15 protein-coding genes, 1 pseudogene and 2 riboswitches are annotated in these 16,880 nt (G+C 65.0%); of the genes and pseudogenes, 4 read left to right on the top strand and 12 right to left on the bottom strand.

The genetic code is table 11. The features are described 5' to 3' along the window. Nucleotides 1-9 precede the first annotated feature (9 nt). The 3 genes from KNN17_RS07430 to KNN17_RS07420 form a co-directional block, all read right to left on the bottom strand. Nucleotides 10-213 carry a cold-shock protein gene (locus tag KNN17_RS07430; protein ID WP_059388209.1) on the bottom strand — a complete coding sequence of 68 codons (204 nt, stop codon included), beginning with the start codon at nucleotides 211-213 and terminating at the stop codon, nucleotides 10-12. A 139-nt stretch (nucleotides 214-352) separates the two neighbouring features. Further along, the gene (locus KNN17_RS07425) at nucleotides 353-976 is read right to left on the bottom strand and encodes a LytR C-terminal domain-containing protein (protein WP_241708149.1); all 624 of its coding nucleotides are present in this window, start codon (nucleotides 974-976) and stop codon (nucleotides 353-355) included. Between the two features lie 49 nt (nucleotides 977-1,025). After that, the gene (locus KNN17_RS07420; RefSeq protein ID WP_059388211.1) at nucleotides 1,026-1,361 is read right to left on the bottom strand and encodes a DUF3263 domain-containing protein; all 336 of its coding nucleotides are present in this window, start codon (nucleotides 1,359-1,361) and stop codon (nucleotides 1,026-1,028) included. A gap of 117 nt (nucleotides 1,362-1,478) precedes the next feature. Between KNN17_RS07420 and KNN17_RS07415 the strand changes: the two genes are divergently transcribed. Both KNN17_RS07415 and KNN17_RS07410 read left to right on the top strand, forming a co-directional pair. Next, on the top strand, nucleotides 1,479-2,273 hold the full coding sequence (locus KNN17_RS07415; protein ID WP_242598640.1) for a uracil-DNA glycosylase: 795 nt from the start codon (nucleotides 1,479-1,481) through the stop codon (nucleotides 2,271-2,273). Between the two features lie 15 nt (nucleotides 2,274-2,288). Next, a complete protein-coding gene (locus tag KNN17_RS07410; protein WP_241708147.1) occupies nucleotides 2,289-3,128 on the top strand; it encodes a siderophore-interacting protein in 840 nt (279 codons plus the stop codon). Between the two features lie 8 nt (nucleotides 3,129-3,136). Here the strand turns inward: KNN17_RS07410 and KNN17_RS07405 are convergent, their stop codons facing one another. Continuing rightward, nucleotides 3,137-4,615 carry a threonine/serine ThrE exporter family protein gene (locus KNN17_RS07405; protein WP_241708146.1) on the bottom strand — a complete coding sequence of 493 codons (1,479 nt, stop codon included), beginning with the start codon at nucleotides 4,613-4,615 and terminating at the stop codon, nucleotides 3,137-3,139. Nucleotides 4,616-4,711: 96 nt separating this feature from the next. Further along, nucleotides 4,712-5,785 carry a lipid II:glycine glycyltransferase FemX gene (locus KNN17_RS07400; RefSeq protein ID WP_241708145.1) on the bottom strand — a complete coding sequence of 358 codons (1,074 nt, stop codon included), beginning with the start codon at nucleotides 5,783-5,785 and terminating at the stop codon, nucleotides 4,712-4,714. Nucleotides 5,786-6,016: 231 nt separating this feature from the next. Between KNN17_RS07400 and KNN17_RS07395 the strand changes: the two genes are divergently transcribed. Beyond that, the gene (locus KNN17_RS07395) at nucleotides 6,017-6,181 is read left to right on the top strand and encodes a hypothetical protein (protein ID WP_171983419.1); all 165 of its coding nucleotides are present in this window, start codon (nucleotides 6,017-6,019) and stop codon (nucleotides 6,179-6,181) included. Here the strand turns inward: KNN17_RS07395 and KNN17_RS07390 are convergent. The 6 genes from KNN17_RS07390 to KNN17_RS07365 all read right to left on the bottom strand — a co-directional run bounded on the left by KNN17_RS07390 (nucleotide 6,162) and on the right by KNN17_RS07365 (nucleotide 15,023). Then, complete coding sequence (locus KNN17_RS07390) at nucleotides 6,162-7,592, bottom strand: L-serine ammonia-lyase (RefSeq protein ID WP_241708144.1); 1,431 nt, start codon at nucleotides 7,590-7,592, stop codon at nucleotides 6,162-6,164. The two genes, KNN17_RS07395 and KNN17_RS07390, sit on opposite strands and share 20 nt — an antisense overlap. 263 nt (nucleotides 7,593-7,855) lie before the next feature. After that, the gene (gene glyA / locus KNN17_RS07385; protein WP_308196779.1) at nucleotides 7,856-9,193 is read right to left on the bottom strand and encodes a serine hydroxymethyltransferase; all 1,338 of its coding nucleotides are present in this window, start codon (nucleotides 9,191-9,193) and stop codon (nucleotides 7,856-7,858) included. After that, entirely contained in the window at nucleotides 9,190-9,573 is a 384-nt protein-coding gene (gene gcvH, locus KNN17_RS07380; RefSeq protein WP_241708143.1) for a glycine cleavage system protein GcvH, read from the bottom strand. Before gcvH ends, glyA begins: the two co-directional genes overlap by 4 nt. 462 nt (nucleotides 9,574-10,035) lie before the next feature. Further along, a complete protein-coding gene (gene gcvT / locus KNN17_RS07375) occupies nucleotides 10,036-11,169 on the bottom strand; it encodes a glycine cleavage system aminomethyltransferase GcvT (protein WP_241708142.1) in 1,134 nt (377 codons plus the stop codon). A 13-nt stretch (nucleotides 11,170-11,182) separates the two neighbouring features. Next, nucleotides 11,183-14,029, bottom strand: coding sequence for an aminomethyl-transferring glycine dehydrogenase (gcvP, locus tag KNN17_RS07370; RefSeq protein ID WP_241708141.1), 2,847 nt, complete (start codon nucleotides 14,027-14,029; stop codon nucleotides 11,183-11,185). A gap of 52 nt (nucleotides 14,030-14,081) precedes the next feature. Further along, nucleotides 14,082-14,187, bottom strand: a riboswitch (glycine riboswitch). 1 nt (nucleotide 14,188) lies between these two features. Further along, nucleotides 14,189-14,286, bottom strand: a riboswitch (glycine riboswitch). A 188-nt stretch (nucleotides 14,287-14,474) separates the two neighbouring features. Further along, complete coding sequence (locus KNN17_RS07365; RefSeq protein WP_078106300.1) at nucleotides 14,475-15,023, bottom strand: TetR/AcrR family transcriptional regulator; 549 nt, start codon at nucleotides 15,021-15,023, stop codon at nucleotides 14,475-14,477. Nucleotides 15,024-15,105: 82 nt separating this feature from the next. Here KNN17_RS07365 and KNN17_RS07360 point away from each other — a divergent pair, with 82 nt between their 5' ends. After that, complete coding sequence (locus tag KNN17_RS07360) at nucleotides 15,106-16,647, top strand: MFS transporter (protein WP_241708140.1); 1,542 nt, start codon at nucleotides 15,106-15,108, stop codon at nucleotides 16,645-16,647. A gap of 7 nt (nucleotides 16,648-16,654) precedes the next feature. On the opposite strand, the pseudogene KNN17_RS07355 reads toward KNN17_RS07360, so the two are convergent. After that, a pseudogene (locus tag KNN17_RS07355) lies at nucleotides 16,655-16,880 on the bottom strand (sigma-70 family RNA polymerase sigma factor); the annotation flags it as partial.

The raw sequence follows: 16,880 nt of genomic DNA, 5'->3' as shown, positions 1-16,880 counted from the left end.
CAACACCCACTAGATAAGCCGCACGCTTTCTGCCTGGGGGCCCTTCTGGCCCTCGCCCAATTCGAAGTCGACCCTTTGTCCTTCTTCGAGCGCACGGAAGCCATCCATCTGGATGGCGGACCAATGCACAAAGATATCGTCACCGGATTCATCCACGGTGATGAATCCGTAGCCCTTTTCGGCATTGAACCATTTGACGGTTCCCAAAGCCATGATCCCCACACTTTCAACTAGCTGTGGCCGGCTTCCGGGATCTCCGGGCCAGCTCACAACTACTGTAACCACAGTCACGTTGCCGTAGCGCAACCTTGGGTGCGGGTAGCCGCAATGTTATTGAGGCGTAACCGAGTTCCTACTTGTAACCGGGGCCCAGAATGACAACTACGGGCTGCTGGAACTCGGCGCTGTCCACCAGGTTGGAGATACCCAGCAATTTGCCGAGCGCTTCGGCGTTGCCCTTCTGGGCCGCGCCTTTGTAGAAGACCGACGACGTCTGCTGGGGCATGCCGCCCCAGTTGGCGACGGTGGACAACGGCCATCCCCCGCCTTGCACCATGCCGGCCACACGGGCAGCCAGTCCACCGGTGGTGGTGCCGTTGTAGACCGCGACTACCGCGGTCTTGTCCAAGGGCGCCGTGGTGGGGGTCGGCGTGCTGGAGGGAGTATCGCTCGGGCTTGGTTGCCCGGATGCCTGCACAGAGCTACTTGGAGACGGCATGCTGCTCGCAGAGGGCGACGCCGCGGCACTTGGCTTCGAGGCGCCCGCCGTGGCGACGGCTTGCGGCGTCGTCGATGAGGTGAATCCCAGCTTCGGAAGGACGAGGAACGCCACGAGGCCGACAGCCAGCGCAATGCCGCCCAGGAGCAGCACCGGCCACAAGGCTGCGCGGGAAGCGGACGCGACGAGCCTGTGGACACCTTGGCGCGATGAGCTCTGCGGGACACGGTCGAATTCATCCCGGGCAAATTTGGTCATGGTGAAGCCTTGTCCTTGCTGCTTGCTTGCTGGGGTATCAGCGGATGCTTTATGCGTCGGAACCGAGACGGCGCGCTGTGCGGGCCCTCTGACGTGACATACGTAGTCTACGCAATCTCTTGACCAGCATGGGATCGTGCGCCAGTGCTTCCTCGGTGTCGATGAGGGCGTTGAGGAGCTGGTAATAGTGGGTCGCGGACAGATCGAAGAGTTCCCGGACGGCCTGTTCCTTGGCCCCGGCGTACTTCCACCACTGCCTCTCCAGGGCGAGCATCTGCTGTTCACGCTCGCCGAGCGGCGAATCGCTGCGGAGTCCGGCGGACAGGTCTTCGAGCACCAATCCAGTTGCTTCGGACGCCATGGGTTCCCGTGCGGGTTCTGCCACGACACACTCCTTCGACGCATTGACTGAAAAATGTCCCCCACCCATGATACCGGGCGAATAACACGGATGTCATTTGCCCCGCCGCGGGAGGAACTCCCGAGGGCCCGCTTTCCCCAGATGCCCCACGACAGGGAGAATGGCTGGGTGGCAGGCGAAGAAGCGTTATTTGAGCTTGAATCCGAGGACCGCTCCGCCGGGTTCGAAGCACTCCCGGGGATGGCCTTGGAGGACCTGATGGCGCCGGACTGGGCCGACGCGCTCTCCGGCGTCGAGGACGAGTTGCGCTCGGCGCTGGCCTTCGTGGCGGGCGAGGCCAGCCGCGGAACCCAGGTACTGCCTGCCGCGTCGAACATCCTTCGCGCATTCCGGCAGCCACTGGCCGACGTCAAAGTGCTGATCCTCGGCCAGGACCCCTACCCGACGCCGGGACACGCCGTCGGGCTCGCTTTCGCGGTTTCCGGACAAACCCGGCCCATCCCCCGCAGCCTTTCGAACATCTACCGGGAGATGGAGTCCGACCTCGGGCTCCCGCAGCGGGTGCACGGAGATCTTTCGGCCTGGACGGACCAAGGGGTACTTCTCCTGAACAGGGTGCTGAGCGTCGCTGCCGGTGCGGCCGGCTCGCACCGGGGCAAAGGCTGGGAGGCCATCACGACGGCGGCGGTCACCGCCGTCGCCCGCCGCACCAATGCTGCCGGGCTGCAGAGTCCGCTGGTCGCGATCCTGTGGGGCAAGGACGCTGAAGCCGTCCAGCCCCTCCTTGAAGGCGCCCCCGTGATCTCCTCCGCGCACCCCAGCCCGCTCTCCGCGTCGCGGGGCTTCTTCGGTTCGCGCCCGTTCAGCCGGGCCAACGAGCTGCTCCGCAGGCAAGGCGCGGATCCCGTCATCTGGGAACTTCCACCACTGCCTTAGCTTAGGCTTGCCTACATGACATCTTTGCCTGCGACGTCGTCTGCATCCCGGAATACCCGCCCCCAAGTGAACCTGACTGTCCTGCGCACGGAACAGCTTTCGCCCCACATGGTGCGCATCATTGCGGGTGGACCCGGTTTTGCCGGCTACGCGAACAACGGCTTCGTGGACCGGTATGTGAAGATCGTCTTCCCGCAGCCCGGCGTCGACTACGAGCTGCCTCTGGATCTCTGGGCCATCCGCGAGACCATGCCGCGCGAACAGTGGCCTTACACCCGCACCTACACCGTCCGCTGGGTGGACCAGGCCGCGCAGGAATTGGCCATTGATTTTGTGGTCCACGGCGACGAGGGCCTTGCGGGTCCGTGGGCCCTGGCGGCCCAGCCGGGCGACACGCTTGTTTTCACAGGACCCGGCGGCGCCTACAACCCGGCACCCGACGCCGACTGGTACCTTTTCGCGGGCGACGACGCCGCGCTCCCGGCGATCGCCGCAGCAATCGAATCCCTGCCGGCCGACGCCAAGGGCCTGGCTTTCCTCGAAGTCGATAGCGACGCCGACATCCTTGCCATAGCGGCCCCCGACGGCGTGGAGCTGCGTTGGCTCCTTCGCTCCGGAGTCCCGGCCGGATCCAGCTCGATCCTGCTTGATGCCTTGGGCGAAGCGGAGTGGCTGCCCGGCCGCGTCGACGTGTTTGCGCATGGTGAACGCGGTTACATGAAGGGACTGCGGGACATCTTCTTCAAGCAGCGTGGGCTCGAGCGTTCCCAGGTATCGCTCTCTGGATACTGGGCCCAGGGGCGCGTCGAGGACGATTTCCAGGCAGAGAAGAAACTCCCGATCGGGCAGATCTAGGGCGCAGCTTAGCGCCTGCGGACGCGGCGTCGCTCGTTGCTGGCAAGGCCCTTTGTCAGCGGACGGGCAAGGTTGTCGCCCAGGACAATTCCCGCGGCCACGCCCAGCACGATTGCCCCGGCGTTGAGCATGCCGCCCGAACCGAGCAAGACGTCCGCTTCCTGCACGGTCAACACATACATGGAACGGAATATCTTCAGGCCGGGGAGCAAGATGAGGGCGGCCGGGACGGCCACCACCAACTGCGGGGCCCCCAGCCTGAGGGCGACCATGCGGGCGAGCAGACCGATGACGACGGCGGAAATCGCCGGCGAGAGCCGGTCTCCAAAGCCGAGGTTTGAAGCCCCCCACAAGACGAAGTAACCCACCAAGCCCACTGCCGCCGTCGGGAGCAGAAGCTTGAGGAGGGTCTGTTCGGTGATGCCGATGGCAATCACCCCGATGGCGATCAGGATGGCCTGGCCCCACAATGGATACGCTTCGGGGAATGTTTGCGTGACGTCGATCGCGACGCTGCCGATGAGGTCACCCACAACCACTGCGACGGCGATCCCCGCAACGATCGCGCCGAAGGTCAGGATGGTGGACAGGAAACGTCCGGCCGCAGTCACGGGGAATCCGTTGATGGCATCTTGCACCGAGGAGACGAGCCGGCCCGTTGGCAACAGCAAGAGGATGCCACCTGCCACGACGATCGACGGCGGGATGTCCGCCCCGGCCCAGTGGAGCATGAGCGCGATGAACGTGACCAGGAAGGAGCCAGCGGCTGTCACGAAGAAGTCAGGCGTGCGCCACTTGCCCAATTGGCGGGCCACGAGGTTGACGAGCATGTTGGAGACGAAAGCCAGGGCGGACGCTCCCAGTCCCCCGCCGAGGACCCCGACGAAGACAGCGGCGAAGACGCCGAATGCCATGGTGACCATCCACCGCGGGAAGGGCTTGCTGCTGCGGATGATGTCATCCAGCCGCCGCACGGCCTCGGCCCTGCCCACCCCGCCGGCCACGATGTCCGTGACGAGTTGGTGCACCTGGGCCAAACCTGCGTAGTTGTTGGTCCAGGAACGAACGACGCGGAGCAGGGTCAGAGGGGTCTGCTCCTTGGGTGCGTAGTTGATCTGGACTGACTGGTTGGTGATGTCCACTTCGATGTTCTTCAACCCGAGCGCGGCCGTGACTGCGATGATGCTGGTCTCGACTTCGAGGGCCCCGGCTCCGTACCGAAACATGGATTCTGCCATGTGCAGCGCGAAGTCGATGGTCTTGCGGGCCGAAGCGTCAACGCCGCCCACATGGATGATGGGGTTGGCGTAGGGACTGCCTGCCAGTCGATCGACGATGCTCATAGGGGCGGTGGGTGGGTTCTCGCCCTGCACGAGCCTGCGAAGCATGCGCTTTGCGTTGACATTCTGGCGCACCTGGGATGGCTTCAGCGGCTGCGTCTTGGGCAGGCCGTCGGTGTTGGGCCTGTTGTCGGGGCGGTCAGTCAAGCGGGTGTTCCTCCAAAGGGCGTGGTTCCTCCAAATACGATGGCATGCACATGCGGGTAGCCGGGGTGGCGTTGAGATCCTGGTGGAACTGCTGGCCTAGTAGAACTGTTGACCAGTGCGGCGGGTGTAGACCTGCCGCGCTATACGCTCCCCGGCCGCGGTCCAGAGCTTGTACTTCAGCGGGCTGATGACTTGGTCGTAGCAGCCGACAAAGTCGGTGACGGCCTTGCTGAAGCTGGTCTTGAACAAGCCAAGCCCGTGGAACGGATGCGAAGTGTCTTTGAGCCGGTCAGCGGGAGGAGTGCCGCAGAAATCGTACTCCGTGCAACCCAGTTCCTTGACCTGGTTGATGGCGGTCCACTGAACCAGGTGCGAATCGCCGTACTGCGCGCGCTTCTGCAGCGATCCGCCGTCCTTGTAGGTGCCCTTCCGGCCATAGTTGATGACGAAGGCTCCGACCGAGGGGACACCGTTTTCAAAGACAAACAAGAGCCTGCCCTGGCCACGTTCGATGAAGTTGGTCCAGAACTGGCGATAGTACCCGAATTCGCGGACCCGCACTTGGGACTTCGCCTCGACGGTGTTGGTCATCAGCGCATACATGGAGCGGAAGTTCTCTTCCGTGGGTTCCATGGTGTGGACTTCAACCCCTTCGCGGATGGCCCGGCGGACGGCGTTGCGGCCGCGGGAATGCAGGTTGCGCAGTAGCTGGTTCTCCTCGGGAGAGATGTCCAGCAGGGCTGTGGAGTCGTTCGGCTGCAGGTTGGGGGTCTTGACCACTCCGGTGGCTTCGATCGCGTCCCGGGCTTCGCTGCTGAGGACGATGTCCGGCTCGATTTTCACTGCGAAGACGCCGAGCTTGTCCCGCTTCACGAATTCGCGGTTGGCTTTGATGATCCCTGGAATGTCCTCGACGCCGGCAACATCGGGGCCCTTGATGAGGTACCAGAGCTTGCCGAGCAGCGGGAACGACTTCTCCAGGACCAGGTTGTAGCTGCTGTAGTCCTCGGTCTCGTAGACGAGATGCAGGGGCTTCCAGCCGAAGTGTTGCTTCAAGTCCGCGAAGGCCTCGGATTGGAGGAGGTTGCCGCCGTTGGGGTTGGCTGTGACGTGTTTGTCCCAGTGTTCGATTTCCTCGGCGGTGGCAAAGCGTGCGGTAAATTCTCGCAAGGGGGCCGTGTCCAATCAGTTGCGTTCGTGAGGCAGCAGGCACCGGTGTGCGGCGCAGGCGTTCAGCTCCAAGTCTATCGGCCACCACGGAGGGCTAGGGAATGGCCGGCTTCAACGCCTGGCCGTGGATGGCAGATCCGGGCCTCACAGCCGGGGCAAAGGTTCTCCAAAGTCCACAACTAATCCGGCGGCGGAGAGTAGTCATAACAACACCTGAACCAGGAGGATCCGATGATCGTCTACCGCCCCATTCCGCCGCTCTCCGCCGGCCGCAGCAACAGCTTGTGGTCGGTATTCGCCGCTATGGCATCCGCGGCACTGCTGGGCCCGGCCTGGCCGTCCGGTACCCGCCGCGTCGACCATCAGGAAGCGGTCGTCAGCACTCCACGACGTTGACGGCGAGGCCGCCCATGGCGGTTTCCTTGTATTTGGAGGACATGTCCTTGCCGGTTTCGCGCATGGTCACGATGACCTCGTCCAGGGAAACGCGGTGGGTGCCGTCCCCCCAGAGCGCCATCTTCGCGGCGTTGATGGCCTTCGCCGCGGCGATCGCGTTGCGTTCGATGCACGGAATCTGCACGAGTCCGCCGATCGGGTCGCAGGTGAGGCCCAGGTTGTGTTCCATCGCGATCTCGGCCGCGTTCTCCACCTGTCCCGGGGAGCCGCCCATGACTTCGGCCAAGCCGGCGGCGGCCATCGAGGAAGCGGAGCCGACCTCGCCCTGGCAGCCCACTTCGGCGCCGGAGATCGAGGCCTGCTCCTTGTAGAGCACTCCGACGGCGCCCGCGGCAAGCAGGAACTTCACCACGACGTCGTCGCGGTCCTGTTGTGTGGCCTTGTCCATTCCGGGGGCGAAATGCAGGGCGTAGTACAGCACGGCGGGGATGATGCCGGCGGCGCCGTTCGTGGGCGCGGTGACAACGCGGCCGCCCGAGGCGTTTTCCTCGTTCACGGCCAGGGCGATCAGGTTCACCCATTCCTGCCAGTACTTCGGATCCCGGTAGTCAGGGTCCTGGTCTTTTGTTTCCTTCAAGAGCCGCTCGTGCCAGTCGGGGGCCCGACGGCGGACCTTCAGCCCGCCGGGCAGCACGCCTTCGCGCTTGAGGCTGGTTTCGACGCAGCCCTCCATGACGGACCAGATGTGGAGCAGGCCTTCGCGGATTTCCTCTTCGGTCCGGGAAGCCCGTTCGTTGATGAACATGATGTCCGAAATGCCGAGTCCCTTGGAGGAGCAGCGTCCCATCAGCTCGGCGGCAGTGCGGAAGGGCAGCGGAAGTTCCTTCTTGGACTCCTCCAGTTCCTTCTGGGCTGCGTCCTCTTCGCCTTCGCGGACAATGAAGCCACCGCCCACGGAGAAGAACGTCGCCTCGTGCAGGACCTCGCCGTCGGCATCGGACACGGAGAACTTCATACCGTTCGTATGCCGGGGAAGGACCGTGAGGGGGTGCAGGATCATGTCCGCTTCCCCATACGGCAGGGATACCCCGGATTCGGGCTCGACGGCGCCGCCAAGGTTCAGCTGGCCGGTCTCCGCGATCGAAGCAAGCCGTTCCTCCACTTCCTCGGGGAGGATCTGCTCGGGGTGGTAGCCCTCCAAGCCCAGCAGCACCGCGGTCATGGTGCCGTGCCCCCGGCCCGTAGCAGCCAGGGAACCATACAGGTCAACGCGCAGGGACGTCACCCGGTCCAGCTTTCCCGAAGCCTTCAGCTCGCCCGCAAAGACCGCAGCAGCCCGCATCGGCCCCACGGTATGCGAACTCGAAGGACCAATCCCAATAGAGAAAAGATCGAAGACGCCAACAGCCATGTCGGTTTCCTTAGTTAGTTGTGGTCGGGGACGGTGGGGAGGTGAGCAGCGCGGCCCCTTCGGGACCGACATCCGGCAGCGGGCGTCCCCGCCGTCCCCCTAACCTCGCAAGCTCGGTCAGGGAACCCGGACGGCGTGGGCCCATTCGGTCGCGGAAACGTCCGCCCAGCGGGCGTCTTCGCGACCGAGCCCGCAGAGGATGCCGGCCCCGACGGGCTGTTGGTTCCGACAGGTTCGCCGGAACCAACAGCCAAAAGAGAACCTCAGCTGAGGTTCGCGACGCCGGGGTAGAGCGGGTGCGCGGCGGCGAGTGCCTCCACGCGGTGACGCAGGCCGGAGAGGTCGGCGTCGGCGTCGGCGATCAGTGCTTCGGCGATGATGTCCGCAACTTCGCGGAACGCCGCTTCACCGAAGCCGCGGGTTGCCAGTGCCGGGGTGCCGATCCGCAGGCCGGAGGTCACCATCGGCGGGCGCGGGTCGAACGGAACCGCGTTGCGGTTGACGGTGATGTCGATCGCGGCGAGGCGGTCCTCGGCTTCCTGGCCGTTGAGTTCGCAGTTGCGCAGGTCCACGAGCACCAGGTGCACGTCGGTGCCGCCGGAGATCACGTTGATGCCCTTGGCTGTGACGTCGGGCTGGACGAGTCGCTCGGCCAGGATCCGGGCACCGGCCAACACGCGTTCCTGGCGTTCCTTGAACTCTTCCGACCCGGCGATCTTGAAGGCCACGGCCTTGCCGGCGATCACGTGCTCCAACGGTCCGCCCTGCTGGCCCGGGAAGACCGCGGAGTTGATCTTCTTGGCGATGTCGGCGTCGTTGGAGAGGATGATGCCGCCGCGCGGACCGGCGAGGGTCTTGTGCGTCGTGGACGTCGTGACGTGCGCGTGCGGGACCGGGGACGGGTGCAGCCCGGCGGCCACCAGGCCGGCGAAGTGCGCCATGTCCACCATGAGGTACGCGCCCACGAGGTCGGCGATCCGGCGGAACTCGGCGAAGTCCAGCTGGCGCGCGTAGGCGGACCATCCGGCCACGATCAGTGCCGGCTTGTGCTCGAGCGCCAGGCGCTCCACTTCGGCCATGTCGATCCGGTGGTCCTCTTCGCGGACCTGGTAGGGGATGACGTTGTACAGGCGTCCGGAGAAGTTGATCCGCATGCCGTGGGTCAAGTGCCCGCCGTGCGCCAGGTTCAGGCCCATGATGGTGTCGCCCGGCTTGATGAGGGCGTGCATCACCGAGGCGTTGGCCTGGGCGCCGGAGTGCGGCTGCACGTTCGCGTACTCTGCACCGAACAGGGCCTTCACCCGGTCGATAGCCAACTGCTCGATGACATCCACGTGCTCGCAACCACCGTAGTAGCGCTTGCCCGGGTAACCCTCGGCATACTTGTTGGTCAGCACCGAACCCTGCGCCTGCATGACAGCCACGGCGGTGTGGTTCTCCGAGGCAATCATTTCCAGGCCCGAACGCTGACGGTTCAGCTCGTCGTCGATCTTCGCCGCGATCTCCGGATCCAGCTCGGACAACACCGTATCCAGGCTCGGCGAAACAACCTGCTCGAACGCAATGTTCTCGGTGCGCGCGGTTCCGCTCGCGGCGCTCACAGCTCGCCACCGTTCTTGGAAGCGTATTCCTCTGCGGAAAGCAGCGGACCGTCGGACTCGGCGGCCACCTTGAAGAGCCAGCCCGCACCGTACGGATCGTTGTTGATCAGTGCGGGATCGTCGACGACGGCGGGGTTGACTTCCGTGACCTCGCCCGTGACCGGGGAGTACAGGTCCGAAACGGACTTCGTGGACTCCACCTCGCCGCAGGTCTGCCCCGCAGTCACAGCGGAACCGACCTCGGGCAAGTCAACGTACACGATGTCGCCGAGGGCATCGGTGGCCACGGCGGAGATGCCAACAGACACAAGATTGCCGGCTTCGCGGGCAACCCATTCGTGCTCGTCGGAGTACTGGAGTTCAGGTGCAACTTTTGCCATGTTTTTTCCTTTGCGTTGGTCTAAGAAAACAGTTGTGGTCGGGTTGGGTGGCGGATAACGGAATTCCTCGGCGTGCTCGCTCGTTCCTCGCTTGGACGCACGCTGCCGGAATCCCGTCACCCGTTATTCGTCAGTTCAGTTTTCGGGGCCAACCGTACCGGAAAAGAACGCTGGCCCTTTCGGTTTTAGTCGGTGATCCGTGGTTCCCGCGAGCCCAAGCTGCGGCAGGTGGCCTATCATCCAGCACCTTTGGCTTTCGAAAATGAGCCAAAGGCGCCGGATTGAAGCTGAACCCGAGGTGAGCTGCACTGCCCCATCGGGTGCCGGCATCCGGCAGCATGCGTCTAAGGGAGCGACACGTCCGCTCAGCGGGCGTCTTCGCGACCGAGCATGCAGAGGATGTCGGACCCGACGGGCTAACGCAACCACGGTCACCCAACCCGCCGGGACAGCATCCGAAACTTACTTGACTCGCTTGTAGAAAGGCAGTGCGACAACTTCGAACGGCTCGGCCTTGCCGCGCAGGTCGACGTCAAGGGCCGTGCCGGGTTCGGTGTGTTCGACGTCGACATAGGCCAACGCGACGGGGTAGCCGAGGGTGGGGCTGGGCTGGCCGGAGGTGACTTCGCCGACCACGACGCCGTCCTTGAGGACCGGGTAGTGGCTGCGGCCGGCGCGGCGGCCGAGGCCCTTGAGACCGACCAGCTTGCGGCCGCTGGTGGAACCGGCGCCCTCAGCCTTGAGGGCTTCCAGGGCAGCACGGCCCACGAAGTCGCTTTCCTTGGCGAGGGAGACAACGGGGCCCAGGCCTGCCGAGAAGGGGTTGCCTTCGCGGGAGAGTTCGTTGCCGTAGAGCGGCATGCCCGCTTCCAGGCGCAGGGAGTCACGGGAGGCCAGTCCGGCGGGGATCAGCTCGCCGTCCTGGGCAACTGCTGCGATTGCTTGCCAGAGGGCGGCAGCGGCATCATTGTCCACGAAGATTTCGAAGCCGTCCTCGCCGGTGTAGCCGGTGCGGGCGAGCAGCAGTTCCGTCGTGTTCCCGGCGAAGGTGAAGGGCACCTCGACGGCGGCGTAGTACTTGAGCCCGGTGACGAGGGAGTGCTGTGCGGCAGGGACGAGGCGGAGGAGGATTTCTTCCGCTTTGGGGCCCTGGACGGCGATCAGCGAGGTTGCCGCGGAGACGTCCTCCACCACGACGTCGAAGTTGGCTGCCCGCTGTGCCAAAGCCTCGGCAACAACCTTGGCGTTGCCCGCGTTCGGGACCACCAGGAAGGTGGAGTCGCCGCGGCGGTAGGTGATGAGGTCGTCGATGATGCCGCCGTCTTCCTGGCAGATCAGCGAGTACTTGGCCTTGCCGATCGACATGGCGGAGATCTTGCCCACGAGGGCGTAGTCCAGGAAAGCCGCGGCTTCGGGGCCGGTGACCCAGACTTCGCCCATATGGGAAAGGTCGAACAGGCCCGCGGACTCGCGAACGGCGTGGTGCTCGGCCAGTTCGGAGGAGTACTTCAGGGGCATCTGCCAGCCACCGAAATCGGTGAAGGAAGCGCCGAGCTTCTTGTGCTCTTCGTAGAGCGCAGTGTAGTTCTCAGTCATCGTGAGGAGTCCTTTAGTTCTCGAAGGCTTCGATCGGAGGGCAGGAGCAGACCAGGTTGCGGTCGCCTGCGGCGCCGTCGATGCGGCCAACGGGCGGGAAGTACTTGTCCTGCTTGAGGTGATGGACCGGGAAGACGGCCTGCTCGCGGGAGTACTCGCGGTTCCAGTCGGAGGAGACGACGGCGGCCGCCGTGTGCGGTGCGTGGCGCAGCGGGCTACTCTCCACCGTGAAGTCGCCGTGGGCGACCTGGTCGATTTCCTTGCGGATGGTGATCATGGCTTCGATGAAGCGGTCGATCTCCCCGAGGTCCTCGGATTCGGTGGGCTCCACCATCAGCGTGCCCGCGACCGGGAACGCCAGGGTGGGTGCGTGGAAACCGTAGTCGATGAGGCGCTTGGCCACGTCCTCGGCGGTGACGCCGGTCTTGGCGGTCAGTTCGCGCAGGTCCAGGATGCACTCGTGGGCCACGAGTCCGCCTTCGCCGGTGTAGAGGACGGGGAAGTACTCGTTCAGGCGGGAGGCGATGTAGTTCGCGGCAAGCAGCGCGGACTTCGTGGCCTCGGTGAGGCCTTCGCCGCCCATGAGCTTCACGTAGGCCCAGGAAATCGGCAGGACGCCGGCGGAGCCGAAGCGTGAAGCCGAGATGGGCACGTCGTTGCCTTCGGTCCAGGCCGCGGCATTGCCGGGCATGAAGGGGGCCAGGTGCGCCTTGGCCGCGACCGGGCCCACGCCGGGTCCTCCGCCGCCGTGCGGGATGCAGAAGGTCTTGTGCAGGTTCAGGTGGGACACGTCGCCGCCGAACTTGCCCGGCTGGGCCAGGCCGACCAGGGCGTTGAGGTTGGCGCCGTCGATGTACACCTGGCCGCCGGCTGCGTGCACGGAGTCGCAGACCTCGCGCACGTCCGCGTCGTACACGCCGTGCGTGGAGGGGTAGGTGATCATGATGGCCGAGAGGACGTCCTTGTTGGCGTCGATCTTGGCTTGCAGGTCCGCGTGGTCGATGGTGCCATCGGCAGCGGTGGCCACCACCACCACCTTCATGCCGGCCAGCACGGCCGAGGCTGCGTTGGTGCCGTGGGCCGAGGCCGGGATGAGGCAGACGTTGCGCTGGGCCTCGCCGCGGGAGTGGTGGTAGCCGCGGATCGCCAGCAGGCCAGCGAGCTCGCCCTGGGAACCGGCGTTGGGCTGGATGGAGACCTGGTCGTACCCGGTGATCTCGCTCAGCTGGGATTCCAGGTCCGTGATGAGTTCACGCCAGCCCGTGGTCTGGGAATCCGGGGCGAAGGGGTGGATCGAGGCGAATTCAGGCCAGGAGATCGCTTCCATCTCGGCAGTGGCGTTCAGCTTCATCGTGCACGAACCCAGCGGGATCATGGTGCGGTCCAGCGCCAGGTCCCGGTCCGAGAGCTTGCGGATGTAGCGCAGCAACTGGGTTTCGGAACGGTGCGTGTTGAACACCGGGTGCTGCAGGTAGTCCGAAGACCGCTCGACCGCGGCCTCCAGGACGAAGCCCTCATTGGCTTCGGTGAGTGAAGCACCAAACGCATCAAGGACACCGCCGACAACCGCCGTCGTTGTGGTCTCGTCAACCGAGACGCCCACAGTGTCGGCGTCGATGCCGCGCAGGTTGATGCCCTTGGCCTCCGCGGCTGCGACGATCCCGGCAGCCTTGCCCGGGACGCGGACGGTGACGGTGTCGAAGAAGCTGCCGTGCAGGACCTCAAGGCCCGCGGCCTTCAAGGAAGCAGCCAGGGTGCGGGCGTGGTGGTGGGCGGTCTCGGCGATCGCCTTCAGGCCCTCGGGGCCGTGGTACACGGCGTACATCGAGGAGACGATGGCCAGCAGTGCCTGCGCGGTGCAGATGTTGGACGTGGCCTTCTCGCGGCGGATGTGCTGCTCACGGGTCTGCAGCGCCAGGCGGTAGGCGGGAGTGCCGGCGTCGTCCTTGGAAACGCCCACCAAGCGGCCCGGCATCGAGCGCTCCAGGCCCTTCTGGACGGCCATGTACGCGGCGTGCGGGCCGCCGAAGAACAACGGCACGCCGAAGCGCTGGGTGGAGCCGACGGCGATGTCGGCGCCCTGCTCGCCCGGAGGCGTGATCAAGGTCAGGGCCAGCAGGTCCGCAGCAACCGTGACCAGGGCGCCGCGTTCCTTGGCGGCGGCGATCACGCCCGAGTGGTCGAACACCCGGCCGGAAGCGCCCGGCTGCTGCAGCACGATGCCGTTGATCTCGCCCTCGGGCAGGCCCTGGGACAGGTCAGCGATCTCCACCTCGAAGCCCAGCGCCTCGGCGCGGCCCTTCACGATGGCGATGGTCTGCGGGAGGCAGTCGGCATCCAGCACCGTCTTGCCGTCGTGGGCCGTCTTGTTCTTGTTCGCCCGGCGCATCATCAGGACCGCCTCGGCCACGGCCGTGGCTTCATCAAGGAGGGAAGCGTTGGCGATGGGCAGGCCCACCAGATCCTGGACCATGGTCTGGAAATTCAGCAGCGCCTCGAGGCGGCCCTGGGAAATCTCCGGCTGGTACGGGGTGTACGCCGTGTACCAGGCCGGGGATTCGAGGATGTTGCGGCGGATCACCGGCGGAGTGACCGTGTCGTAATAGCCCTGGCCGATCATCTGCACGGCCGTCTTGTTCTTGGAAGCCAGCCTGCGCAGCTCAGCCAGGACCTCGACCTCGCTCAGGGCGTCCTGGAGCGTCAGCGCGACGTCCTGGCGGATGTCTTTGGGAACCGCGGTGTCCACAAGCGAATCGACACTGTCGTAACCAACAGACTTGAGCATGATGTCAATGTCGGCCTGGCGGCGGGCGCCGATATGCCGGTCAACGAACGCGGTGGAGGTTGAACTAACCGTCACGAAGGAACTCCATTTATAAGGCGGCGCAAGGTACGCCACAGCTAATCGGATTCCTCCCCGCTCTGTATTGGACCTGAGAGTTTCCGCGAAACGTGCTTATGGCACTGTCCGCTTGCACCGTCGGTGAGCGCGCGTCAGCGTGCTGCTTTCCAGAGTTGCCTTGCCGCGGCGGTGCGTGGGCCTGAGAGATTCCTGGGGAGGATTTGCTCCTACGGCGCCTGCATCACATGCCTGCAGGACTCTCCCGCCGCAGATCAAAGGCGTATTCAATTGTGTGAATCGACTGTGGTTGCCGGTGACGGCTGCCACAACTACCAATTGTCCTATGGACTGCCCGCGTCCGCAAATAGGGTTACCTAGCAGCCCGACTTTCCCAACTGACTGGCACTTGTTGTCGTTTTGGAGCCTCAAAACGACACCTAATGCGAGTCAGTTGGGTGGCCACTCAGGTACGGAGGCGTTCGACGGCGGCCAGCAGCGCACCGACGTCGGCGCTCCTCGCGCTGGCCTTGACTTCCGTATCACCGGCGCCGCCTTCGAGCATTGCGTTGAAGTAGAGTCCATCGCCCATATACCGGACGGCTTTGGCCATTTCAGGCCCGACTTCCTCGGCCAGCACATCGAGCCATTGTTGCTGGATTCCCGCGAAGCGCCTGCGGGTTTCTTCATGGGCTACTTCCGCGAGGCGCGTGGCTGCCACAAACACGCGGTCCAAGGGCGTGTCGGCCCAGAGCGAGGACTTGATGAAGAACGCGGCAGCACCTTCCGGAGCTGCCTTCATCGCCTCGATGTCCAGCGCGGCCAGCCCGTCCATGCGCTCGAGCAAGGAGCTGATCATGGCTTCCTTGTTGGGGAAATGGTAGAGCAAACCGCCCTTGGAGACGCCTGCGCGCTTGGCGACGGCGTCCAGGGTGGCAGCCCGCTCCCCCACCTCGATCAGCAGGGCTTCAAAAGCATCCAGGACAGCGTCCCGGGCAATAGGTTTTCGCGGCATGGTGTCCATCATCCCTTAGTTCGATGCGGCAGTTCGATGCGGCAAATTGAAACTATACCGTCCAGACGGTACAGTTATATTCATGTTCACCCCGTCCTCAACCCAGCACCCCCGTACCCCTTCGATCCACATCGCCCCGTGGCGCGACTGGGCTGCCCTGGCACTCCTGATGTTCCCCGTGCTGCTGGTGGCTGTGGACAATACGGCGCTGACATTTGCCCTGCCGCAAATCGCCCGGTCGCTGGAAGTCGGTGGCGTGCAGCTGCTATGGGTGGTGGATGCCTATCCGTTGGTGCTCGCGGCACTGTTGGTGTCCATGGGAAACCTGGGTGACCGGATCGGCCGCCGTCGCTTGCTGCTGATCGGCAGCACGGGCTTCGCGGCCGTTTCCGCGGCCACGGCCTTCGCCCCATCGGTTGAATGGCTCATTGCAGGACGTGCCAGCATGGGCATCTTCGGAGCCATGCTCATGCCGTCCACACTGTCGTTGATCCGCAACATCTTCCCGGACCCGAACCGCCGCCGGCTCGCGGTTGCCGTGTGGGCCGCGGGATTCTCCGGCGGAGCCGCGCTCGGTCCGATCTTTGGCGGTTGGCTCGTGGAGCATTTCTGGTGGGGAACCGTGTTCCTGGTCGCCGTGCCGCTGTTGCTTCCCCTGCTCGCGTTCGGTCCGTCCTTGATTCCCGAGTCGAAGGACCGCAACCCGGGCAAGCCCGACGTTCCCAGCGTGGTGCTGTCCATCCTGACCATGGCCCCGATGGTTTACGGCATCAAGGAGGCCGCCGTGCACGGGTTCGGCCCGGGTCCCGCGGCCTTCATGGTGTTCGGCCTGGCTATGGGAATTGTCTTCGTCCGGAGGCAGGGCTCGTTGGCATCGCCCATGTTGGACGTTCAGCTTTTCCGGAACAAGGTCTTCAGCACGGCCATTACGGCCAACGTCCTGTCCCTGTTCTCCATGACGGGATTCATCTACTTCTTCGCCCAGCACTTGCAACTGGTGGAGGGCCAATCCCCCATGCAGGCAGGGATCGCGATGGTTCCCGCCCTACTTGCCACGATTGTGGCAGGACTGGTGGTGGTCCCCTTGCTCAAGCGGATCCGCCCTGGCCTGGTGGTGGCATCGGGATTGGCGCTGAGCGCGGTGGGATACCTCGTGGCCGCCCTGGGAAACCACAGCCAGGGGCCGGGGTACCTTTTGACGGCGCTCCTGCTGCTGGCCATCGGGGTTGGCTCGGCGGAGACCATCTCCAACGACCTGATCCTCGGCGCGGTTCCTGCCGACAAGGCAGGCGCGGCATCGGCGATCTCGGAAACGGGCTACGAACTCGGATCACTGCTGGGCACAGCCGTGCTCGGCTCCATCCTGACAGCCTCCTACCAACACCATTTGCTGCTTCCGGTCGAACTGTCGGCCCACGCCGCAGAACGCTCGCGGGAGACGCTCGCCGGCGCCATGGACACCGCATCTACCCTGCCCCAGCCATTGGGCGACTCCCTGAGCACCGCGGCGCGTGCGGCCTTTGAATCGGGGGTCCACATCACGGCAGCGATCGGGCTGGTTCTGATGGCGGGGGCGGCAGTCCTCTCCGCCGTCGTGCTCCGCCGCGTGCCGACCGCCAAGTAGGCGGAGTCTAGACTGCCTGGTTCAAGGCTGCATCCGGAGCGCTGAAGCTGCGGGTGATTCCGCCCAGGGTGGCGGTGGCGAGGGTCGAGAGGTAGTCGTGCCGGCGTCGGGCGGTAATGCGCGATTGGGGCTCGAAGGATTGCCCGGGATCGTCCGCGTAATGCGCGGACAGCCCGTCGCGCATGAGCCGGATGCCCTCCGCGCGCTGCTGGGAGACCGCGGCGTGGGTGGAG

The sequence above is a fragment of the Arthrobacter bambusae genome (assembly GCF_022606295.1).
Classification (GTDB): Bacteria; Actinomycetota; Actinomycetes; order Actinomycetales; family Micrococcaceae; genus Arthrobacter; species Arthrobacter bambusae_A.
The sequence above is the reverse complement of the archived record's forward strand: the minus strand, read 5'-3'. Positions and strand labels throughout refer to the sequence as shown.